Annotated in this window: 17 protein-coding genes, 1 riboswitch and 1 other annotated feature; of the genes, 3 read left to right on the forward strand and 14 right to left on the reverse strand. The window is 48.9% G+C overall.

The genetic code is table 11. The annotated features are described in order from the left end of the window. Positions 1-30: 30 nt before the first annotated feature. The 7 genes from leuC to ilvD all read right to left on the reverse strand — a co-directional run bounded on the left by leuC (position 31) and on the right by ilvD (position 9599). The gene (gene leuC / locus NSU00_RS12335) at positions 31-1446 is read right to left on the reverse strand and encodes a 3-isopropylmalate dehydratase large subunit (protein ID WP_340703727.1); all 1416 of its coding nucleotides are present in this window, start codon (positions 1444-1446) and stop codon (positions 31-33) included. A gap of 163 nt (positions 1447-1609) precedes the next feature. Further along, entirely contained in the window at positions 1610-2710 is a 1101-nt protein-coding gene (gene leuB / locus NSU00_RS12340; RefSeq protein ID WP_340703728.1) for a 3-isopropylmalate dehydrogenase, read from the reverse strand. A gap of 19 nt (positions 2711-2729) precedes the next feature. Continuing rightward, positions 2730-4271: a 2-isopropylmalate synthase gene (locus NSU00_RS12345; protein WP_340703729.1), complete on the reverse strand. Its 1542-nt coding sequence runs from the start codon at positions 4269-4271 to the stop codon at positions 2730-2732. Continuing rightward, positions 4258-5286, reverse strand: a complete 1029-nt coding sequence (ilvC, locus tag NSU00_RS12350; RefSeq protein WP_013860311.1) for a ketol-acid reductoisomerase — start codon at positions 5284-5286, stop codon at positions 4258-4260. The genes NSU00_RS12345 and ilvC overlap by 14 nt, the downstream gene beginning before the upstream one ends. Before the next feature lie 29 nt (positions 5287-5315). Further along, positions 5316-5837: an acetolactate synthase small subunit gene (gene ilvN / locus NSU00_RS12355; RefSeq protein ID WP_013860312.1), complete on the reverse strand. Its 522-nt coding sequence runs from the start codon at positions 5835-5837 to the stop codon at positions 5316-5318. After that, entirely contained in the window at positions 5834-7549 is a 1716-nt protein-coding gene (ilvB, locus tag NSU00_RS12360; protein WP_340703730.1) for an acetolactate synthase large subunit, read from the reverse strand. Before ilvB ends, ilvN begins: the two co-directional genes overlap by 4 nt. A 349-nt stretch (positions 7550-7898) precedes the next feature. Then, positions 7899-9599, reverse strand: coding sequence for a dihydroxy-acid dehydratase (gene ilvD, locus NSU00_RS12365; protein WP_013860314.1), 1701 nt, complete (start codon positions 9597-9599; stop codon positions 7899-7901). A 468-nt stretch (positions 9600-10067) separates the two neighbouring features. Further along, positions 10068-10309, forward strand: a binding site (T-box leader). A 57-nt stretch (positions 10310-10366) separates the two neighbouring features. Here ilvD and brnQ point away from each other — a divergent pair. Next, entirely contained in the window at positions 10367-11713 is a 1347-nt protein-coding gene (brnQ, locus tag NSU00_RS12370; RefSeq protein ID WP_340703731.1) for a branched-chain amino acid transport system II carrier protein, read from the forward strand. Between the two features lie 220 nt (positions 11714-11933). On the opposite strand, the gene NSU00_RS12375 is transcribed toward brnQ, so the two are convergent. Together NSU00_RS12375 and NSU00_RS12380 are read right to left on the reverse strand one after the other, a co-directional pair. Further along, entirely contained in the window at positions 11934-12791 is an 858-nt protein-coding gene (locus NSU00_RS12375) for an STAS domain-containing protein (protein ID WP_061575748.1), read from the reverse strand. 432 nt (positions 12792-13223) lie between these two features. Next, positions 13224-14483 (reverse strand): hypothetical protein, encoded by a 1260-nt coding sequence (locus tag NSU00_RS12380; RefSeq protein WP_340703732.1) that lies wholly within the window; start codon positions 14481-14483, stop codon positions 13224-13226. Between the two features lie 322 nt (positions 14484-14805). On the opposite strand from NSU00_RS12380, the gene NSU00_RS12385 reads away from it, so the two are divergent. Then, complete coding sequence (locus NSU00_RS12385; RefSeq protein ID WP_340703733.1) at positions 14806-15039, forward strand: hypothetical protein; 234 nt, start codon at positions 14806-14808, stop codon at positions 15037-15039. Between the two features lie 126 nt (positions 15040-15165). Here the strand turns inward: NSU00_RS12385 and NSU00_RS12390 are convergent, their stop codons facing one another. After that, positions 15166-15801, reverse strand: coding sequence for a Bax inhibitor-1/YccA family protein (locus NSU00_RS12390; protein WP_061086829.1), 636 nt, complete (start codon positions 15799-15801; stop codon positions 15166-15168). Positions 15802-15952: 151 nt separating this feature from the next. After that, a riboswitch (SAM riboswitch) is annotated at positions 15953-16055 on the forward strand. A 138-nt stretch (positions 16056-16193) separates the two neighbouring features. Here NSU00_RS12390 and NSU00_RS12395 point away from each other — a divergent pair. Next, entirely contained in the window at positions 16194-17297 is a 1104-nt protein-coding gene (locus NSU00_RS12395) for a 5-methyltetrahydropteroyltriglutamate--homocysteine S-methyltransferase (protein ID WP_133537503.1), read from the forward strand. Between the two features lie 103 nt (positions 17298-17400). Here NSU00_RS12395 and NSU00_RS12400 read toward each other — a convergent pair whose 3' ends face one another. The 4 genes from NSU00_RS12400 to NSU00_RS12415 form a co-directional block, all read right to left on the reverse strand. Next, entirely contained in the window at positions 17401-18636 is a 1236-nt protein-coding gene (locus NSU00_RS12400; RefSeq protein WP_328004862.1) for an L-lactate MFS transporter, read from the reverse strand. Positions 18637-19083: 447 nt separating this feature from the next. After that, a complete protein-coding gene (locus tag NSU00_RS12405; RefSeq protein WP_340703734.1) occupies positions 19084-19833 on the reverse strand; it encodes a LytR/AlgR family response regulator transcription factor in 750 nt (249 codons plus the stop codon). Beyond that, on the reverse strand, positions 19793-21493 hold the full coding sequence (locus NSU00_RS12410; RefSeq protein ID WP_340703735.1) for a sensor histidine kinase: 1701 nt from the start codon (positions 21491-21493) through the stop codon (positions 19793-19795). The genes NSU00_RS12405 and NSU00_RS12410 overlap by 41 nt, the downstream gene beginning before the upstream one ends. A gap of 306 nt (positions 21494-21799) precedes the next feature. Continuing rightward, a complete protein-coding gene (locus tag NSU00_RS12415; RefSeq protein WP_013860323.1) occupies positions 21800-22795 on the reverse strand; it encodes an asparaginase in 996 nt (331 codons plus the stop codon). Positions 22796-22960 lie beyond the last annotated feature (165 nt).

Here is a 22960-nt window from a genome sequence, read left to right on the forward strand (position 1 = left end):
TGCAAAAGAAGCAGCGCGCCATGCCGCCATTTAGCGGGCCGGCACAGTCTGGCCGAGCTTCCGGACATCGACAAATTTGCCGTAAATGGCGGCGGCTGCGGCCATCTCCGGGCTGACAAGATGCGTTCTGGCGCCAGTCCCCTGCCGGCCTTCGAAATTGCGGTTCGATGTTGAAGCGCATCGTTCTCCGGCCGGGACAATATCATCATTCATCGCAAGGCACATGCTGCAGCCCGACTCGCGCCATTCAAACCCGGCTTCCGTAAATATTTTGTCAAGTCCTTCTTCTTCCGCCTGTGCTTTCACGCTTTGCGACCCCGGAACAATGAGGGCCCGGACTCCTTCTCTTACATGCCGTCCCTTTACAATTTCCGCTGCAGCCCGCAAATCGGCAAGCCGCGAGTTCGTGCATGAACCGATAAATACATGCTGGACAGGGATGTCTGTAATCTTCATCCCCGGCTCAAGGCCCATGTATTGCAACGCTTTTTCAACCGCCTGCCGTTCGCCGGGATCGTTGATTTCAGCCGGATCAGGCAGTTTTTCACTTACCGGGAGGCACATGGAAGGGTTCGTGCCCCAAGTGACCTGCGGCTCAATTTCTGCTGCATCCATTTCAAGCGTTTTGTCATAGACGGCGCCTTCATCTGATGCCAGCGAGAGCCAGTATGCCGCTTTTTCTTCAAAATCTTCCTTCGGCGCATATTTCCTTCCGCGCAAAAAGGAAATGGTCGTTTCATCCGGGCTGATCAACCCTGCCCTGGCCCCTGCTTCAATCGACATATTGCAGACGGTCATCCGCTCTTCCATTGACAAATTGCGGATCGCTTCGCCGGTGTATTCGACAATATGGCCGGTGCCGACGCCAATCCCGAATTTGGCAATGATGGCAAGGATTAAATCTTTAGCCGTCACGCCCGGCCCCAGTTTGCCGTTGATTTTGATCTGCATCGTTTTCGGGCGCTTTTGCCATAATGTCTGGGTCGCCAACACGTGTTCCACTTCACTCGTGCCGATTCCGAAAGCAATGGCGCCAAATGCACCGTGCGTGGACGTGTGGGAATCGCCGCATACAATCGTTTTCCCGGGCTGGGTGAGTCCCAGTTCCGGCCCGATCACATGAACAATCCCCTGGTCTGGATGGTTGATGCCGGCAAGCGGGATGCCGAATTCCCCACAGTTTTTTTCCAAAGTGGACATTTGTTTTTTCGAGACCGGGTCTTTTGAAATCCGGCCCCTTGTTGTCGCAACATTATGATCAACGGTGGCAAAGGTTAAATCCGGCCTCCGCACTTTGCGGCCATTCATCCGTAACCCCTCAAACGCCTGCGGGGACGTAACCTCATGGACAAGGTGCAGGTCAATATAGAGCAGGTCCGGTTTCCCTTCTTCGCGGTGGACCAAATGGTTTTCCCATATTTTATCGATAATCGTTTTCGGTGCCATCGTATCACTCCCATCTGCCGCTTTTCGTTTTTTGGAGATCCATCTCCGTTTTGCCAATTCCTTTTTTCATGATTAAAAATCCGTGCTGTTTTTCCATCCAGAAAACGTGCACCGCTGTAAACTGCCACTTGCCAAATCCTTTTTTATTGAAAGATACGCCCTCTTATTGAAAAATGCGCGGGCGGGCTGCGCTGTTATTTAATTTTTCGATCAGCCGGTCTGTGAGCTCAATTGTACTGACCACTTTTCCGTTTGCCACCTGCAAATCGCCTGTACAATAGCCGTCTTGAAGCACATCATCCACTGCTTTTTCAATGGCCGCCGCTTCTTTCTCAAGTCCGAACGAATAACGGAGCATCAAAGCCGCTGACAGCACTGTCCCGAGCGGGTTGGCTTTTCCCTGCCCGGCAATATCCGGCGCGGAGCCGTGGACCGGTTCATACATGCCGAACCGGTCGGAACGGAGGCTTGCGGATGGCAACATGCCGAGGCTGCCGGTAATCACGGACGCTTCATCGCTTAAAATATCGCCGAACATATTCTCTGTTACAATGACATCAAATTGGCCCGGATTTGCAATCAGCTGCATCGAAGTTGAGTCGACAAGCATATGGTTCAATTCCACGTCCGGATACTTTTTCGCGGTTTCTTCCGCAATTTCGCGCCACATTCTGCTTGATTCCAGCACATTCGCCTTATCGACGGATGCCAGTTTTTTTCTTCTGATTTGGGCAAGCTGGAATGCTTTCTCAATAATTCTTTCAATCTCTTCCCTTGTATAGGCAAGCGTGTCTACCACTTCATTCTCGCCCGGCCCGCGCCTTTCACTCGGGCGCCCAAAATAGAGGCCGCCCGTCAGTTCGCGGACGATAACAAGATCGACGTTTTCCACACGTTCCCGTTTTAAAGGCGATGCATTTAAAAGCGGGGCATATGCTTTAACCGGGCGCAGGTTCGCAAACAGCCCCATTTCTTTCCGGAGCCCGAGCAGGCCTTTTTCCGGGCGGAGGGAAGCCGGGTTATGATCCCATTTCGGCCCCCCTACCGCGCCAAGCAAAATAGCATCGCTCCTGCGGCAAATGTCAAGCGTTTCTTCCGGGAGGGGCGTCCCCGCTTCATCAATGGCGGCGCCCCCAATCAGCGCATTTTCAAAAACGGCTTCATGCCCGTCATTGTCCAATACGGTTTTTAAAACGCGGATCGCTGCATCCATCACTTCCGGCCCGATCCCATCACCGGGCAGTACGGCCAGTTTCATTTTCATTGTCGTTCCTCCCCGAAAATCACACCTGTACTTGTTTTCTCGATTGCTGTTCCATTGCGTGCGCCCTGTTGATTGCATTTAAAAATGATTTTGCGGAAGCTTCCAGTACGTCTTGGGCAGATCCGCGCCCGCCGCATTCAAACTCCCCGCATTTCACTTTGACAAAAGCATCCGCAAGCGCATCCTGGCCGGAACCGACTGATTGCAGTTTATAATCTTTCAGCTCAATCGGGCCGTCAAACAGCTTGCTGATCGTATGGTAAATCGCCTCAACGCTCCCTGATCCGGTGCTGGCTTCTTCAACAAGCGTTCCTTCCGGTGTTTTGATTCTTACTGTGGCGGTCGGAATATTCAATGTGCCGTACTGCACCTGCACACTTTCCAGTTCATAATGGGCAGCATCTGCCGCATCGGTTTGCTTTTCGGCTAAAATGGCGAACAAATCGTCATCGGTCACTTCTTTTTTCTTATCCGTCAATGCTTTGAAAGCTTTAAACGCTTCGTTCAGTTTTTCCTGGCCAAGATCAAAGCCGAGCGCTGCTGCTCTTTCTTTAAAAGCGTGGCGGCCGGAATGTTTTCCGAGCACAAGCCGGTTGCTTGAGAATCCAACCAGTTCCGGCGTGATGATTTCATATGTCGAAGCCTCTTTTAACACGCCGTCCTGATGAATGCCGGCTTCATGGGCAAAAGCATTGGCGCCGACAACCGCTTTATTGCCTGGTACAACCATCCCGGTCAGTTTGCTGACCAATTGGCTGGTGCGTTTGATTTCATCCAATTTCAAGCGGGTTTTCTTCTTGTAATAATCCTGCCTGATGTGAAGGGCGACCGCCACTTCTTCGAGGGCAACATTGCCGGCCCGTTCGCCGATACCGTTGATCGTCCCTTCCACTTGGAGGACACCGTGTTCAATGGCTGAAAGCGTATTGGCCGTCGCCATCCCGAGATCGTCATGGCAGTGGGCGGATAAAATGACTTTATCAATGTTCGGAACGTGCTCCCGGATATAGTCATACAGTGCACCGTATTCTTTCGGCGTCGTATAGCCGACGGTGTCCGGCAGGTTGATGACATTTGCGCCGGCATTGATCACTTCTGTAATGATTCGGACGAGAAAGTCTTTATCCGATCTCGTCGCATCTTCTGCCGACCATTGCACCAGCGGGAATTTTTGCTTCGCGTATTTCACAGCCTCAACAGCGATAGCTGCCACTTCATCTGGCGTTTTTCGCAGTTTGTATTGCATATGGATCGGCGATGTGGCCAGAAAAATATGGATCCTTGGCTCGGCGGAATGCTTCAGTGCATCCCAGGCTGCATCAATATCCTGCTTGTATGCCCTCGCCAGGCCGGTAACGGAACTGTTCCGGATGGTTTTTGCGATTTTTTCAACCGCTTCAAAATCCCCTTTTGAAGAGGCAGGAAACCCCGCCTCCATGATATCCACGCCAAATTTTTCCAGCTGTTTGGCAATTTCGACTTTTTCCACGGTGTTGAGATTGACGCCTGCCGATTGTTCCCCATCCCTTAATGTCGTGTCAAAAACATTAACCTTTTGCATTCACAGCCACTTCCTTTTGTTTAATCGGATTTTTGACAAAAGGCATTAAATCGCGCAGTTCTTCGCCGACTTTTTCAAGCGGATGATTTTGCTCGCGTGTGTTGATGGCATTGAACATCGGGCGGTTTGTCTGGTTTTCAAGCAGCCATCCTTTGGCAAATGTGCCGTTTTGGATATCTTTTAAAACCTCTTTCATGCGCTTTTTCGTATCTTCATTCACAACGCGCGGGCCGGAAACGAAATCGCCCCATTGCGCCGTATCAGAGATGGAATAGCGCATATTTTTCAGGCCTCCTTCATAGATCAAATCGACGATCAGCTTCATCTCATGACACACTTCAAAGTAAGCGAGTTCCGGCTGGTACCCTGCTTCCGTTAACGTTTCAAAACCGGCTTTGATTAAGGAGGTCAACCCGCCGCACAGGACAGCCTGCTCACCGAACAAATCCGTTTCGGTTTCTTCCTTAAAGGTTGTTTCCAAAACGCCGGCCCGGGCAGCCCCGATTCCTTTTGCATAAGCAAACGCCAGGTCTTTTGCTTCCCCCGTCACATCCTGGTGGACGGCAACAAGCGCAGGCACCCCGGCCCCTTCTTCAAATGTCCTTCTGACGAGATGCCCCGGGCCTTTTGGCGCAACCATAAAGACGTCAACATTTTCCGGCGGGACAATCTGGGTAAAATGGATGTTGAATCCGTGGGCAAATGCGATTGCATTGCCGGGTTCGAGCCCTGCTTCCACTTCTTCTTTGTATACTTTTGTTTGCTGCTCATCCGGCAGAAGCATCATGATGACATCCGCTTCTTTTGCGGCTTCCTTCACAGGCTTAACGGAAAATCCGTCCTGTTCCGCGCGGTTAAACGACCGGCCCGGCCTGACGCCGACAACGACGTCAAAACCGTTATCACGGAGGTTTTGTGCATGGGCATGGCCCTGGGAACCGTAGCCAACAACGGCGATTTTTTTCCCTCTCAATGCTTCTTCTTTGATGTCTTTGTCAAGATAAACTTTTGCCATTTTTCATTCTCTCCTTAAGTTCAAGATTTTTATTTTAATAGGGAATACGAGCTTAAATCGGTTACTTGTTTTTGCGAGCCGCGCAGAAATGCGGTCATCCCGGTACGGACCATTTCTTTAATGCCGTACGGTTTAAGCAGGTCAACGAGCGCCTCCACCTTGTCGCTGTCGCCGGTTACCTGGATGGTGACAGATTCCCTGCTGACATCTATGATGGAGGCACGGAACGGTTCGACAAGCCCGCCGATTTCGCTTCTCGTCTGCGGTGTGCTCAATACTTTAATCAAAGCAAGTTCCCGTGAGACGATGGCCTGGCCTGTGATGTCCTGGACTTTGATCACATCGATCAGCTTGTTCAGCTGTTTTGTCAGCTGCTCCGCCTGCCTGTCGTCTTCGACATTGACGACAATGGTCATGCGCGAGATGCCCTCCGTTTCGGTGCGGCCGACCGTAATGCTGTCAATATTGAACTGCCGCTTTGCGAGAACGCCGGTAATTTTGTTCAGCACCCCGCTCTGGTTTAAAACAGTGGCTACAACAATCCGCTTCATGGCTTCACCCCCATCATTTCATGCAAGCCTGCACCCGGCGCGACCATCGGAAACACCGCTTCAAGCCTTTTCACGCGGCAGTCGACAACGGCAGGCCCGCCATCCTCGAAAACAGATTTCAGCACCTGTTCGAGTTCTTCGTTGTTTGTTGCGCGGCAGCCTTTGATGCCGTAACTTTCCGCAAGTTTGACAAAATCGGGCTGGACCGGGATCGTCGAATAGGAATAGCGCTCTTCGTAGAAAGATTCCTGCCACTGCCGTACCATGCCGAGATACTGGTTATTCACAATGAATATCTTGAGCGGCAAATTTAATTCTTTTACAACGGCAAGTTCCTGTAATGTCATCTGGAAGCCGCCGTCGCCGCTGATCGAAACCACCAGTTGGTCCGGACATGCGATTTGCGCGCCGATTGCGGCCGGAAATCCGAATCCCATCGTGCCGAGCCCGCCGGATGTAATCCACTTGTGCGGCTTTTCAAACCCGTAATACTGTGCCGCCCACATCTGGTGCTGGCCGACATCCGTCGAAATGATCGCATCCCCGTTTGTGTAATGATGGATTCTTTGAATGACATGCTGCGGAGACAATTCCTCGCCGTCATCTTCGTACCAAAGCGGGAAATTTTCGGCGTATGCTTTTACATGGCGGACCCACTCATCCGTGCCGGCGTTTTGCAAATCTTCCGAACAAATCTTCTGCAAGGCTTCCTTTGCATCTGCCACGATCGGGATATCGGTTTTGACATTTTTGCCGATTTCAGCCGGGTCGATATCAATATGGACAACCATTGCATTCGGGGCAAAGTGGGCTAAGTTGCCTGTCAGGCGGTCATCGAACCGGGCCCCGATATTAATGAGCAGATCGCATTCGCAAATGGCCATGTTTGCCGCATACGTTCCATGCATGCCGCCCATGCCGAGAAAAAGCGGGTGGCGGAACGGAAAACTGCCAAGGCCGAGCAGCGTGTTTACGACCGGGATGCGGCACTTTTCCGCGAACTTGAGCAAAAGATCAGACGCCTTTGCATGGAGGATGCCGGCTCCTGCCAATATGACCGGTTTTGCGGAATAAGAGACAGCTTCCACAAGCTTTTTAATCTGGAGCGGATTCGGGCTTGTATTCGGCTGGTAACCGGGGAGATATAATTCCCGGTTTTCTCCCATTTCCACCGTGCCCTGCTGGATATCTTTCGGGATATCGACCACCACCGGTCCGGGCCGGCCGGATTTTGCAATATGAAAAGCTTCTTTGACGACCCGCGGCAAATCCCGCAAATCCCTTACCTGGTAATTGTGCTTGGTAATCGGGGCCGTCATGCCGATAACATCGGCCTCCTGGAACGCGTCCGAGCCGATGACGGAAGTGCCGACCTGGCCGGTAAAGACGACGAGCGGGAGCGAGTCCATCATCGCATCGGCAATCCCGGTGATCAGGTTGGTTGCCCCCGGGCCCGAAGTCGCAATGACGACACCTGGTTTTCCGCTAACGCGCGCGTAACCTTCTGCCGCGTGAATGGCCCCCTGCTCATGCCGGGCCAGGATATGCCTGACCGGCTGGTTGTATAGGGCATCGTAAATCGGTAAAACCGCACCCCCCGGATAGCCGAACATGACTTCGACTCCTTCCCGCACCAATAACTGGACAAGCGCCTCAGCACCCGTACATTCTGCTGTTTTCACATTGCCATCCATTCTTGCTTTCGCACACACGATTTAACCTCCTATTCTGATTTGCGCAGGCTCCTTGATTTATCCCAATAAAAAACGCCTTTCTCTCCTTGAAAACGGCAAAAGGAATAATCGTTTTTGCCGGTTTTGCAGGGATGAAAAGGCATCTTTTCATGGTACCACCCAACTTCACAGCGTTCTCACAAACGCCGCCTCATGCAGCATCGTTTACAAAATGCTGCTTTTGGTAACGGGTCCTCCGCTTCATGCGGCCGACCCGGCAAGTCCTAGTAGGCAGAACCGTTCAGACTTGCACTCAGAGGCGATGTCGTGACCGGGGTATTTACCGGGCTCCCAGCATCCCCGGCTCTCTAAAAAATACCTGATCCGATCACTTTGTCCCCGTCAACGTTTTTTGCGGTAATCCGATTTTTAAAACCCCGCCTGTATTCGCGGAAGTCACGAGTGCGGAATATCTTGCCAGGTAACCGCTTGTGATTTTCGGCTCCGGCTGCACCCAATTTTGTTTTCTTCTTTGCAATTCTTCATTCGGAACATGGAGCTCAATCCTTCTGTTGATTAAATCAATCGTAATGCGGTCGCCGTTTTCAACAAGTGCGATCGGCCCGCCTTCCGCCGCTTCCGGTGAAATATGGCCGACGCAGATGCCGCGGGTTGCGCCGGAAAATCTGCCGTCCGTAATCAAGGCAACGGTTTTGCCAAGCCCCCGGCCCATAATGGAGGATGTTGGCGCGAGCATTTCCGGCATGCCCGGCCCGCCTTTTGGCCCTTCATAACGGATCACGACGACATGCCCTTCACGGACAAGGCCGCTGTCAATCCCTTTTTGAGCCTCTTCCTGGGACTCGAATACAATGGCCTCCCCGGTAAAGGTGTGAATATCCGGATCGACCGCTCCCACTTTGATCACGGCACCGTCCGGGGCAATGTTGCCATACAGGATGGACAAACCGCCGACCGGGCTGTAAGGATTTTCTTTCGGCCTGATCACTTCAGGATTGCGGATTTCCGCATTTTTCACATTTTCATAAATGCTTTTGCCGGTGATCGTCAGCCGGCCGGGGTGAATCGCCCCCTTAATCTTGCAAAGTTCATGGACAATTGCGCTGATTCCGCCTGCAAGGTGGACGTCGTGCATCGAGTAATCCGACGCCGGCATAATTTTTGCAAGATACGGGACTCTTTCCGCCACCTTGTTAATCCGTTCCAAATCGTAGTCAATTCCCGCTTCCCGGGCAATTGCCAGCGTATGCAGCACGGTATTGGTTGAACCGCCCATCGCCATATCAAGCGCGAAAGCATCATCAATCGCTTCTTCTGTGACAATATCGCGCGGCCGGATATCATTTTTGATACAGTTCATTAAATGACCGACGGCTTCCCGGATAATGCGGTGCCGTTCCTCCGACGTGGCAACGATGGTGGCGTTGCCGGGCGGCGTCAGGCCAAGCATTTCCATTAATGAATTCATCGAGTTTGCCGTAAACATGCCTGAACACGATCCGCATGTCGGGCAAGCGCTCGTTTCCAGCATTTTCAGCTCTTCATAACTGATTTTTCCGGATTTATGGGCACCGACGCCTTCAAATACCGATGTAAGGGACAACTGTTTTCCATCCGGCGCCATACCGGCTTCCATCGGCCCCCCGGAAACAAAGACCGCCGGCACATTTGTCCTCACGGCTGCCATCAGCATGCCAGGGGTGATCTTGTCACAGTTTGGAATGTAAAAGACCCCGTCAAACCAGTGGGCGTTGATGACCGTTTCGGCACTGTCGGCAATCAATTCGCGGCTCGGAAGCGAATACCGCATGCCGATATGCCCCATCGCAATGCCGTCATCCACCCCGATCGTATTAAATTCAAACGGGACACCGCCCGCTTCCCTGATGGCTTCTTTTACCACTTCCGCAAACTTATTGAGGTGTTTGTGCCCCGGGATAATATCAATATAGGAATTGCACACCCCGATGAAAGGCTTATCGAAATCTTCCGTTTTCAGCCCTGCTGCATATAAAAGGCTTCGGTGCGGGGCACGGTCGATCCCTTTTTTGATCATGTCACTTCGCATTCCATCACTCCCATTCTATTGCCTGCGGGGTTTTTCTTGTGCCCGGTGAAAATCCGGATTTTTAAATATCCGCCCAAGAGAATTTTTTATATTCTTTAATTGTTGTCAATCATACGACTTTTGGGCGCCGAGGTCAACCCTTTTCTGTCAACTTTTTTGACAATTTTGATTTGAAAATCTATTTGGAAACGCTTTCATTATTGATTTCATCGACTTTTTCCTTTTTCATTTTTTGAATTGCCCGGGGTTGGCCCCTGACTTCTTTCGTTTCATCTGCTTGCCGCTTTTTCAGATAGCTCTTGTATTGGGCCGGCTTTTGGCTTCTGTTCTTTCTTATCCCATTTCAGCAATTGATTTTGCGGCTTCTGTCCTTTTTGATGGCAGGGACGGGGCTAAAAAATTTTCTGGGAGAGATGTTGACAGATGAAATGTTCAGTGATAATCTTATTTTCAAATAATATAAAAAAACAAAAGTCGAGGACGGGAAGAGTAAGTTTGGATCTTGTTCCCCAGAGAGTTGGCATATTGCTGAAAGCCAATGTTCAAGGCCATTCCGAAGATCATCCCCGAGATGCAAAGCTGAAGTTTACAGTAGGCTTTGACGGCGATTCCCCCGTTAAGAAAGGAACACGTATGTTGGTACGTTGTATGAGGTGCCGCACGCTTTTGTGCGGAATAAGGGTGGTAACGCGAGCAAACTCGTCCCTGTTTCAGGGGCGGGTTTTTTGTTTTTCTCTATATTGCATCGAAAGGAAGCGGACATAGTTATGAAAAGAAACGAAGTATTGTTTATCGGCTTTATGTTGTTTTCCATGTTCTTCGGAGCCGGAAATTTAATTTTCCCTCCTTTTCTCGGCATCCAGTCGGGATCGTCTTACTGGCCGGCAATGGCAGGCTTTATCGTAACGGGGGTCGGGCTGCCGGTTCTCGTTATCGCGGCAGTCTCTTTTGTAGATGGCGGCATCCAGGCGATCGGAAACCGGGTCCATCCGGTTTTCAGTACAGTATTTACCGTGATTGTCTATTTATGTATCGGGCCGTTTTTGGCGATCCCAAGAAATGCAAACGTCGCTTATGAAATGGGGGTTAAACCGTTTCTTTCCGGGTCCGCCCACAGTTCGCCAGTCTCTTTGCTGTTGTTCAGCGCCGTCTTTTTCCTGCTCGTCTATTTGACCAGCCTGAATCCTGACAAAATGTCAAATACGCTCGGGCGCTGGATTACACCGGTATTATTGCTGGCAATGGCTGTCCTTTGCACAGCCGGCTTCTTTAAACTTTCTGGCCGCCCGTTTACGGCACCGGCAGCCGGATACCAGACCGGTTCTTTCTATAAAGGCTTTATTGACGGATACTCCACGATGGATGCGCTCGCTTCCCTGGCATTTGGCATCGTCATTTTAACAGCGGTCAAACACCGCGGCGTCGCAAACCGGAAACAAATGACGGCCTATACATTAAAAGCCGGGTTGATTGCCGGCGCGATTTTGGCGCTCGTCTATGTCGCACTCGGATTGATCGGCGCAAAAATGGCTGCAAGCGGCACGTTCCAAAACGGCACCGATGTCCTGACGGCAATGTCTTCCCTGCTATTCGGGCAGGCCGGAAAAATGCTGCTCGGTTTTATTTTTATGCTGGCCTGCTTTACAACCGTCGCCGGTTTAACAACAGCGTGCGGGCAATATTTTTCCAATCTGGTGCCGAAATTCAGCTACCATGGCGTTATCATTGCCGTTACCCTTACCGGCTTTACGCTTTCCAATCTCGGGCTTAATACCATTTTAAAATTTTCCGTCCCGTTTTTGGAAATGGCTTATCCGGTTACGATCGTGCTCGTTGTCCTGACATTTTTCCACGCGGCATTCCGCGGTTCGAAAAAAGTATACGGCTTTGCATTGTTGTTTACGGGCATGTTTGCTTTAATCGAAGGGCTGAAAGGGTTCGGCGTCCCGCTTGGCTTTATCGGGGCATTCGCCCAAAAACTGCCGCTTGCCGCCGCCGGCCTTGAATGGGTAATGCCGGCTCTTTGCGGAACGGCCATCGGGCTTTTATTCAGCCGGCTGGAACACCGCACAAAAGAAACACGTGCCGTCCAGGCAAGGGAACAAAGTTTGTAGCGGCCCGGAAAAGCTTCGAGGCGGCCAGCCTGGTCTCGCTTTTCCCACGGATCGGACCGCAATTCCCCCAGGAGGAACGTATGGGGAATTGCGGGCAAATTTTTCGCCCGGCGCAAAGCCTGTAATCGAATCATAAACGCTTTACGTTTTCAGCCGCAAAAAAAGGCCCCGCCTCCTGGAAAAGTGCGGGTCCTTTTTTATGATTTCTATAATATAACCTTTAATACAGCGTAATTTCCTTGTTTAAATCATCATATTGAATATATTTTTTCAATGCCTGCTGTAATGTCCCTTTTGTTTCTGCTTTATTTTCAAAGGAAAGGCCCCTTGTGACCATCTGCCTTACAATTTCCGGGCGCAGGCCGGTGATAACCACTTTGCATCCCATCATCGAAGTGCCGTCAATCATCTTAAAAATATGGTCGACTACCTCCATCTCTACTTCTGCAATGCCGGAGAAATCCATTATCAACGTTTGGACATGCAGCCGCCCTACCTCAAGCAAAACTTTTTCTTCCAAAATATTGGTGCGGAACATATCAATAGAGCCGATTAACGGCAAAATACAGACGCTCGATGTAATCGGAATGATCGGGACGGACAGGTTTTCCACCAATCTTTTTTGCTGGTCGATCAGTTCATCTTTATAGGTAGAATACCGGATAAAAAAGTGATTTAAAAATTGGTCAATACGGTCATTGATTTTTTTCTCCATGTTAAAAAAGTAGTCCTGGTCCACTTCAATCCCTTTTTCTTCCCCGTACTTTCTCAGAAATACCCATAATGTCCGGCGGATCGCCTGCACCCACTCCAGTTTCAGTCCGAGCGTCAAAGAATGCGTTGCCCAGGCAATCCCTTCCTGGCGGGCAAAAGTGACCAATTCCTCATCCTGCTGTTCGACGACATACGTCACAATTTTAAAGGCATTATTCAACAAATCAATGTTCCCTATTCTTAAAATTTCATCAATTTTATTTTTTACATTTACGGCCTCATTTAATAACTTCTGTTCGAAGCTGTTTCTATTTTTCTTAAGGTATGTGATAATTTCTTCTTGTTCATTTACAATCGATCTCATTATTCCACACCTCATCTATTATGATAAAAGGATGGCTGTTGAAGCGGCGGCCGCCCGCGTTTTTGCGGCCTGTCCGAAGATCAGCCAGGACAGGGAAAGATGGCCCCGCCTCTAAAAGAACACCATTCTTATACCCCATACACCAAATAAATTAACATGATGCTATATAAATGAACTTAAATTCCTCCCCAGGACCAGGCGCCAATTTGCATGAGGATGACTTTTTGCAGCAGGCAACAGAGCGGCAATATCATGCATAAGGGGCCATTATTTTCACCCGGGTCTCCGGCCGTGCAAAAAGCAGCCGTGGACAATTTGCACCAGCGTTGCGGGATGGGCGGCTATGCGCGAAAGGGGTCTCCCCTATGGCTTTCCCCATCCGGCCAGGTTTTTCCTTTCCAACCGACAAAAAGCCGCTCCATCCAAAGCAGCTTAAATGGCTGTTTCCCTTTTTTCTCTTGAAACCAATTGCGCGGTCATTTTCCTCCAGGCTGCTTTTGTATCCTGAAAATCGCGGTAATGCTGTCTGACGTTGCGGTGGTACTGCTCGAATTCCTCCAGTACATTCATAAAGTCATCCCGTCCGAAGTAGCGGCAAACTTTCGGAAGCGTCTCTTTCAGCCGGGCACGCACTTCCACCATTTTTTCTTCATAGTTTTCCCTGTCGGTGATATATACATAAAGCGGCTTGTACCGGATCCAGCCGACACATGCTTTGTAAAAACGCTCCACGACCTGTTTCGTATCCGCTTTAATATAGCTTAAATTGGTCGGCAGCACCCCGAGCAGCAAATGCTGGTAAGCGCCGAATCCGTCATGGAAAGTATAGGCCGGAACGCGCAGCACAGTCCGGTCTGCCAGGCATGTGCCTAAGAAAGTATCCTCGCCCCGTGCATTCGGCGGATTGTAAAACGGCAGCACACGGTCCGGATCTGTTAAATTCAGCGTCAAATTCGATCCTGAAATAAATTTTGCCCGGTTGATCTCCGGCACTTCTTCCGCTTCATCCTTTACAAGCACACCTGTATCGGCATATGTCACCCCGCCGTTTTTCATCACGGTTTTGATCGTATCCCAATTGACAATATCGTTGCTCAAGGCCTCAATGAGCGTGCGGAAATCTTTTTCTTGCAGGACGTCATTGAAAGAAATGAACGGAATCGGGGAAATGTAGCCGCAATGGTATCCGTTCGTAATATCGGCATTCCGGATATGTTCCAAATGCTTCCGGAGCACTTGCTGGCCCCCCCAGACAGCCGTTTGCCTGCTTTTTGTCACGGCAACCGGATACTCGTCATCATCAAGAAAAATGAGATAATCGATGCCTCTTTTCAACGCCTCATAAACGATGATATTGCGTTTGGACGCGTATCCTTCGCCGAACAAAAGGACTGCTTCTTTTCTGCTCATGCCCATTTGGGATACGAGTTCTTCGGTTGCTTTACGCGTCTCCTTCTCCCCGATGAAATAAGCCCGGTCAATATCTTCCATGCATTCCGTTTCAATATGTACAAAGTCTTCAGGCTCTGCATTTTCGTAGTGCAAATCATAGGCAACAAACAAATGCAGCTTGATCCTGTCGCTCTCCGTCAGTTCGGATTCCTTCAAGTTATACATATACGTTTTTAAAACATTTTTAAAACTTTTTCTTCCTGTTGCAAATCCGATGCCCACATTGATTTCCTTTGCCATTTTCTTCCCTCTCCTTTTGTATTTCTATTTCCTTATACCCTGTTTGGATGTGAACCGAAACATGGCATAATTTCGCCGGCTTGCGGGTAAACTTCGATTATGTTGCGTGCAATGTTTGAATGAAGATGAAAAAGTGTAAGAAGATAAAAAAAGGATGTGCCCTGTTTTTTCCGGAAGCAGCCGGGGAAAACGGGCACATGAAAAAAGGAGCAGAGCAATGGCTGGGCAAATTCCTAATGAAAAAACGATTGATGATACCATTGATTTGATGAAATAAGGGTATCTCTACATTAAAAACCGGACGGACGATTATCATGCAATTTTGTTTGAAACCCGTCTGCTCGGGCAAAAAGCGGTGTGCATCAGCGGCGAGGAAGCAGTCAAAATGTTTTATGACCCGGAAAAATTCAAACGAAACGGGGCTGTGCCAAAACGTATTCAAAAAACGTTGTTTGGCGAAAATGCGATCCAGACGCTCGATGGAAAAGAGCATCTCCACCGGAAAGCGCTGTTTTTATCGCTGATGGGGCCGGATGCGCAGCAGCATTTGGCATAAATGGTCCGGGCAGCATGGGAAGCGCGCATCCCCGAATGGGAGCAAAAAGACCGTATTGTTTTGTTTGACATCCAACATGTGAAAAAGAAAACGCCTGCCGGTGAATGGCGGGCGTTTTCTTTTTTCTCAATCGTCTCTTCCCAAAATGCCGAGAATTTGCAAAATGTAAATAAACAGGTTGATAAAATCAAGGTACAGGCTTAAAGCCAAAAGCGGGACCATTTCCTCGGAAATGCCATGGTGCTTCATTTGGTTAAAGTCAAAAACAACATACAGGGAAAAAACAATCGCGCCAATGAAGGAGTACGCGAGCATCCCGGTTGAGGTTAACGGGCTGAAAATGCTGAATATTCCGATGAAGATCAGCGCCAACAATGCGACAAGCAATGCGGTGCTTAAAAAGCCAAGATCCCTCTTGGTAACGGCCCCAATAACACCCATCACGGCAAAAATGCCGAACGTGGAACCAAAAGCGAGCAGGACGACCTCAGCACCGGCCTGGGATGCATAATAAGCTACAATCGGATATGTCGTAATACCGGAAATAAAGGTGAAAGCATAAACGAACATATACCCGACGCTCTTTTTCCTTCTTAACCAGAAAGCGGCGATGACCATTGCAATTTCTGCAACCATCAGCGGCATCATAAGCGCAGGCGGAATGAATCTCCCCGTATATAAACCCGCCGTTGCAAACAGCAGTGAAACGGCAAAGACGCCAAGCACTTTCTGGAATACAGACCTTGATTGTATGGCCTCCATAAAATCCCTCCTTTGTTTTTCTTATTACTATTATATTTTCACATCGCCCCTGATTTCAATCTTTCCGTCCCATTTTAAAAAATTTTGCGAATGCCCTTGACAAAAATAGGTGGAACATTTAAAGTGTATTTAAACTAAATAATATTTAAAATTCTTATCCAGAGAGGTGGAGGGACTGGCCCCTTGAAGCCTCGGCAGCGGTCTTTTTTAAAGAACTGTGCCAATTCCAGAAAGCAATTGCTTGAAGATAAGAAGAGCGGACGGTTCTGTTTTGCAATCCATACCTCTTCTTATTGCCGAAGAGGTTTTTTTAATGGGCCCATGCAGCTAAAAGCAATTTCTTTCTGCGCACAGCAGCTGTTTTAAAAAATATGCAGAAAGAGGGAATCATGATGACAAAAACATTAACAAAAGCGCCGTACAGGGCAGACATTGTCGGAAGCTTTTTGCGCCCGGCCCGGTTGAAGAAAGCGCGGGAAAAATTTGCAGCGGGAACCATCCCGGCCGAAGACTTGCGTGCAATAGAAGATGAAGAAATCCGCCGCCTGGTCGACAAACAAATTGAAGCCGGCCTCGAAGCGGTAACGGACGGAGAATTCCGGCGGAGGTTCTGGCATACAGATTTCATGGAACATTTAAACGGGGTAAAAGGATACGTGCCGAACCATGGATACCGGTTTGTCGGCATCGAAACGGAAGCTTATGACGTCCGGGTAACCGGAAAAGTCTCCTTTAACCCGGACCATCCGCACATAAAAGATTTTATTGCGCTGAAAGAAATCGCCGGGGACAGGGCGGTTGCGAAAATGACTATTCCAAGCCCGAATCAGTTTTTCAATGCGGGAATCCGCAATGAAGACATTTACCCGGATCTTGAAGAATACGCAAATGATATTATCCAAACTTACCGGGATGCGATCAAAGCTTTTTATGATGCCGGCTGCCGCTACTTGCAGCTGGATGATGTTTATCTTGCCGGCCTGTGTGCACCGAAACTGCCGTTTGCAGACAGTGAGCTCGAAAGGGAAAGATTGATTGATCTCGCTTTACATGTAGCAAACAGCGTACTGGAAGACAAGCCGGATGATCTGACCATCACAACCCATCTGTGCCGCGGCAACTACCAGTCGAAATGGGCTTTTGAAGGTCCGTATGATAAAATTGCCCCGAAAATCTTTGCAAATGAAAAAGTAGACGGGTTTTTCCTTGAATACGACGATGAGCGTTCCGGCGGGTTTGAACCGTTGAAATACATTCCGGAAGGCGGGCCGAAAGTCGTGCTTGGCATTTTTACATCGAAAAAGGGAGAGCTTGAAGATAAAGTGCTGATCAAAAACCGGATTCGGGAAGCATCCAGGTATGTACCGCTCGAACAGCTTTGCATCAGCACCCAGTGCGGCTTCTCCTCCACCCACCACGGCAATCTTTTAACAGAAGAGCAGCAGTGGGACAAAGTAAAATATATTGTGGATACCGCAAAGGAAATTTGGGGATAAACCGGGAAAACCCGCTGGGGCAGCCAGCGGGTTTTTTATCATGATGGAGGCACGAATCCCTTTCCTGTCTGCTTGTTCATGATCGAAGCACACAGCCCTTGCTTTAATGCGAATGCTGGGCACGGTTGACATTCCCCCGAACCCCGTGTGCGTGGGCTGCTTCTTCAGCCGGCGATTTAATGAAAAGCGTAATCGCAAAAGAGACCAGGCAGAGAATCGTGATCGCATGGAATGTCGGCATAAAGCCCCCGAGAAGGGAAGCGATGACCGATCCGGATAATGCGCCGATGCCGAAGCCTTGGTAAATCACTGAATAATTGGCGCTTTGATTTTTCAGGCCGAAGAAGTCTGAAATAATAGCCGGAAATACGGTGACATTTCCGCCGAAACCGAAAGCAATCGCAGCAACACAGATAAAGAACAGGGCGAAATTTAAGTGGGCATAGCTCAAAATGGAAACCGCAACGGCCGTCGCGAGCAGCGTCCCTGATACCACTTTCATTCTTCCCACATGGTCTGATAAACCGCCGAGAACGAGCCGCCCGATGGTGTTAAAGACGGCAATCAGCGCCACTGCATTGCTGGCCGTCGCAACATCCAGCCCGACAAGCCTCGTGCCGATGTCTTTAACAAGGCCGATCAGATATAAACCGCTCATACACGCCGTGAAGAACACGATGAATAAGAGGTAAGCTTGTTTCGTTTTGAGCATTTCTTTGATGGTAAAATCTTTTCCGGCCGGCTGTTTGGACACAGTACCGGATGTGGTTGTATTTTCTGCTTCTTTCAAGAGGAAAGATCCGCCGGTGATCATGGCAATTGCAATCACTCCCCAGCAAAGAAAAGCCTGTGTGACACCAAACGAACTGAGGACGGCACCGTTTATAAACTTAAATACCAGGCTGCCGGTCCCGTATGCCCCGACGGAGATGCCTGAAACGAGGCCTTTTTTATCCGGAAACCATTTCATTAAATTGGATAAAGTCGTGATATAAGCTGTCCCGTCTGCATAACCGACAATAAGGCCTGCCAACAGATAGAGCATCCAAAGTGAAGGTGCAAATGAACTCAAGATTAATCCTGCGCCAAGCAAAATGCCGGAAAAAGCAACCAAGCGGCGCAGCCCCCATTTTGCCTGCAATTTTGTCGCAAACAATGTCGATACTGCAAGTGCTAGGCTTAAAATAGAAAATGTCGTCGATACTGCACTCAATTGCCACCCGAATTTATCAACAAGCGGCTGGTTAAATAAACTCCATGTATAAACAGTCCCAAGCCCCATTTGTACAATCATCGTCCCCAATACAATCAGGCTGCGGTTTGCTTTTCGTTCTAACATGTCCGATTCCCTCCGTTTCTTCTGTCCTTTTCTACAGTTCAAATTATAGTACGAAAATAAGGAGGGAACTCATTTTCGGAACGAGAATGCTTTAAAAAGGAATAAACGGTATACAGAAAGGAATGGATGGCACAGGAACAAACCGCTTCTTGAAACTTTCCCGCGCAATGTCCATAAAAGATGGCATATGGATAAAATCAGGTATTCCAATTTATGCACAATCTTCCTGAAAAACGGTATTGCCGGAAGCAGGCCATGCCCGCTTTTTCGGCGCAACACCTTGGAGGATGGCAAATTGGAAAGCAGGCAACTTTTCACACGCGAACGGCCGCAGTGCGCAAAGTAGGCCATGCTATTTTTCACGCCCGCCCCGGCAAAAAAGGAAAAAGCCGGCATACACTTTTTGTTCATGCCAGCCGCTTTTCCTGCATGGCTGGGCGCTTTATATTAAAAATGCATCAGCGCTTTAAACTGTTTCACATTTCTTCTGCTTACCGGTATTTCCGCGTCCATCCCTTTTAAACGGAGCAAATACGTCTGATTGAACCACGGCACAATTTCCCGGATCTTCGTTAAATTTACAAGATAAGACCGGTGGCAGCGAAAGAAAAGATCCTCAGGCAAAAGGGACTGGAACTCGGATATCGCCATGGGCATTTCAAACGTTTCCTGTTGTGTATAAACAAGCGTGATTTTTTCCTGAGCGGCGCAGTAAAAAATATCGTTTGCATCCGCCACAATAATTTTCTCGCCCTTGCGCAAATTCACCCGCTCTTTCCGGTGAAGCCCGCCATTTCGCGGCACAGCCCCTTCTTCTCCCGGCAATGGATGCTCTCTTTTATACGCAGCCTCAAGCCTTTTCAACATGGCGGCAATTCTTTTTTCTTCATATGGTTTTAAAATATAATCAAATGCTTCCAGTTCAAAAGCCTGTACGGCGTGTTCCTTATAAGCCGTTGTAAAAATAATATACGGTTTATGCGCAAATTTGCTGATGCTTCCTGCCAGCAGCATGCCGTCCAGGAAAGGAATATTAATATCAAGAAAAATCGCATCTGTTTCATGTTCCTGTAAAAATTTCAGCACATCCAGCCCGTCTTCAAAACAATCGGTAATCTCAATCCCGCTGTACGTTTCAATCAAATACGCCAGTTCTTCACGTGCCGGTATTTCGTCTTCCACTATAATGGCTTTCATATTCTCCCACCTTCGGAACCTCAAAATAAACTTCTGTTCCGGGATTCAGCCTTCTGATGGCCAGGCCGTCTCCGTAAATCAGTTTGACACGGCGATGGACATTATAAAGGCCAATCTGTGTGACCGACATATTATCCTGGTAAACATGCTCAATCACTTCTTCCGGAATGCCTGCCCCTGTATCCGCCACACTGATGCGGACTTTATTTCCCACCTCCTTGACGGAGATTTTTACGATCCCCGGCCCTTTTACTTTTAAAATCCCATGGTTGATTGCATTTTCCACAAGCGGCTGGATAATCAGGCTCGGGATCAGCACGGATACGGCGTCAATCTCATATTCAACCTGCAGGCGGCTGCCGAATCTCGCTTTTTCAATCTCAATATAGTCGCGCACCTGCTGCAGTTCTTTATTGATATCAATAAAATCATCAGCCAATTCAAGATTATAGCGCATAAAACCGGATAAGTTCATGATTAATTTTCGTGCTTTATCGGGATTTCTGCGGGTCGTGGAGGCAATCGCATTTAACGCGTTAAACAAAAAATGCGGGTTGATTTTTGTCTGGAGCGCCTTCCACTCCGCTTTATTGGCTTCTTCTTTGATTTCTTCGATGCGCGAAATTTCCATGAGCGTTGAAATCATCTGGGCAAGGCCGATTGCCATTGTCTGCAGGGAGTAGGTGATTTTGTTCGCTTTTTTATAATAAATTTTCAATGTGCCGGTGACTTCATCCCGCTCCTTTAACGGAATAATCAGCAGGCACTGGATCTGCGGGGTCTGCTGGTCCTGGATATGGTTGCGGATCGTAATTTCCCCGCTTTTGATCGCAGTTTTTGTCAGATCACTAATAATTTCATGGCCGATCTGGTACCTTTCCTGTCCGAAGCCGACATAAGCCAGGATTTTTTTCTTATCGGTGATGGCAACTGCATCGGCGCGGATCTCATTTTTAATGATGGCGCAGATTTTTTCCAACGATTCTGCATTGATGGCGCGGAAATACGGCATGGTTTTATTGGCAATATCAAGCGCCAGTTTTGCCTGTTTTGCCGCCACAAATTCCTTCTCGCCCTCCACGCTCTTAATCAGCAGGACAATCAATCCAATATTGACGTCGCCCGCGATCATCGGGAAGGCAATTTTGGACACAATATCCACCCCGGTGCTGAACGGGTGGGCAAAAACAAGAATCAAAAGCATCGTTAATATTTCACAAAACATCCCGGCTGCGATCCCGACGAACCAGCGCCAGGAATTTTTCACTTTCCTGCTGATCAGGCCGGAAATGATGCCGGCTGTAATACTCGTAATCAAGCACGGCACGGAGGTAACCCCGCCAATATCTATTAAATAACGGTGCAACCCGGAGACGATGCCTGTGATAATGCCAACCCACGGGCCGAACAGGATGCCGCCGGATACGATGGCAATAATCCGCACATTGACAAGGGACCCGTCCACCTTAATGCCTGAGTAAGTCGCAAAGATTGCAAAACTGCAAAAGACTGCAGTGATAAAACTCAATTCAAAAACAGACGGCTGCTCCTGTTGAAAGATTTCTTTAAAACGCGGAACTCTCGTGATAAAAAATAAGCAGGTTAATAAAAGGGCAGCCCTCTCAAATATTTCCAGCAGCATTTCAAATGACGTTTCCACCGTGCTACCTCCCTCGCGAATGCCGGAAACCGCCCCTTTAAGGCCGGGCCTGGCGCCTGTTTTTTCATGTTTCCTAACTCCAGTTTACTCGATTCCCCGCGCAGTTGGTATGAAATTTAATGGAATTTATGGCGGCGGTTTTTTGTAAACGCAGAAACCCCGTTCTATATAGAAGACACCGGCTGAAAAAATGCCGGGAAAACGCTGCAAACGCGGGCTGTGCAACAGGATGCTCAAACGCATCGAACGGCAAAAAAAATTGCAGGCATCCCCTCCCGCAATCTTTCAGCCGTTTTCCGGCGCGCTTTACCCCCAATCCTGTGACAAATCATAAGCAAGCGGCGTTTCAATGATCTTTTTCACTTCAGCGGGATCATCCGTTTTGCCCAGCGCCCACATTAGTTTCGGCACGATCGCTTCCGTATTCATATCCCCGGAAACAATCACCGGATATTGCGCGACTTTTCTTCCGACTTCATACAAATACAAATCATGCCCTTCTTCCAAGCATTGCGTCGAAATCATAACAACAATCCCGGCATCGGTCAATTCCTTGATTTTTGGCAGCAAATTGCGCCCTTCAAACGGCACCCCGCCGTTCCCGAAACTTTCAATGATCACCCCGCGGTAATGTTCCTTTAAAAAATCAAAAATCTCCGGCTTTGTGCCCGGGTGCAATTTTAAAAGAAAGACATCCGGTGACAGGCTTGTCTCAATATGAAACGGCTGCTCCGGCGGTTGTGGCCTCCAATGATAGTGCACCTCGTCCCCTGCTACATAAGCCACATACGGATGATTGATGCTTTCAAACGCATCGTAGCTTTTCGTCCGCATTTTCACCGCCCTTGTGCCCATGATCACGCGCCCGTCAAACACGACAAAAACGCCGCCAATCTCCTCGCAGGCAAAGCGGAGGGCGTTGAAAAGATTTTTCTTGGCATCGGTCTTTTTAAAACTGATCGGCACCTGCGAACCCGTCAGCACAACCGGCTTATTCAGGCCCTGCAGCATATACGACAAGGCTGCCGACGTATATCCCAATGTATCCGTTCCGTGTGTAATCAAAAAACCGTCATACTGTTCATAATGTTCCGCAACTGCTTTTGCAATCTGCACCCAATGTTCCGGCTGCATGTTTGTGCTGTCGCGGTTCATTAATATCTTTGCGGTGACATCGGCAGACAAAGCAGCATGCTGAAAATATTTCAGCAAGTCTTCTCCCGAAAGCCCGGGTTTCAGCCCTTCATCCCCCTCAACGGAAGCAATGGTCCCGCCTGTTGCCAAGAGCAAAATTTTTTTCATTTGTGCCACCTTCATTTCTAACTGTCTCGGAAACCAATATAGCTTATTATATGATTTTTGCGGTTCCCGTTCAATTTTTTGTCTCGCCTCTAAAAGCTTTTTCAAACATGCCTATGTTTTTGATACGGGCGGGCCAAAAACGTTATCTCTGCCTCCAGTACCATT

This window comes from Weizmannia sp. FSL W8-0401 (genome assembly GCF_038009125.1).
GTDB lineage: Bacteria > Bacillota > Bacilli > Bacillales > Bacillaceae_C > Weizmannia > Weizmannia coagulans.

Coding starts and splice junctions, on each gene's coding strand:
- leuC (WP_340703727.1), bottom strand. CDS start 1,446: ATGGCACCGAAAACGATTATCGATAAAATATGGGAAAACCATTTGGTC.
- leuB (WP_340703728.1), bottom strand. CDS start 2,710: ATGAAAATGAAACTGGCCGTACTGCCCGGTGATGGGATCGGGCCGGAA.
- NSU00_RS12345 (WP_340703729.1), bottom strand. CDS start 4,271: ATGCAAAAGGTTAATGTTTTTGACACGACATTAAGGGATGGGGAACAA.
- ilvC (WP_013860311.1), bottom strand. CDS start 5,286: ATGGCAAAAGTTTATCTTGACAAAGACATCAAAGAAGAAGCATTGAGA.
- ilvN (WP_013860312.1), bottom strand. CDS start 5,837: ATGAAGCGGATTGTTGTAGCCACTGTTTTAAACCAGAGCGGGGTGCTG.
- ilvD (WP_013860314.1), bottom strand. CDS start 9,599: ATGCGAAGTGACATGATCAAAAAAGGGATCGACCGTGCCCCGCACCGA.
- brnQ (WP_340703731.1), top strand. CDS start 10,367: ATGAAAAGAAACGAAGTATTGTTTATCGGCTTTATGTTGTTTTCCATG.
- NSU00_RS12375 (WP_061575748.1), bottom strand. CDS start 12,791: ATGAGATCGATTGTAAATGAACAAGAAGAAATTATCACATACCTTAAG.
- NSU00_RS12380 (WP_340703732.1), bottom strand. CDS start 14,483: ATGGCAAAGGAAATCAATGTGGGCATCGGATTTGCAACAGGAAGAAAA.
- NSU00_RS12390 (WP_061086829.1), bottom strand. CDS start 15,801: ATGGAGGCCATACAATCAAGGTCTGTATTCCAGAAAGTGCTTGGCGTC.
- NSU00_RS12395 (WP_133537503.1), top strand. CDS start 16,194: ATGACAAAAACATTAACAAAAGCGCCGTACAGGGCAGACATTGTCGGA.
- NSU00_RS12400 (WP_328004862.1), bottom strand. CDS start 18,636: ATGTTAGAACGAAAAGCAAACCGCAGCCTGATTGTATTGGGGACGATG.
- NSU00_RS12405 (WP_340703734.1), bottom strand. CDS start 19,833: ATGAAAGCCATTATAGTGGAAGACGAAATACCGGCACGTGAAGAACTG.
- NSU00_RS12415 (WP_013860323.1), bottom strand. CDS start 22,795: ATGAAAAAAATTTTGCTCTTGGCAACAGGCGGGACCATTGCTTCCGTT.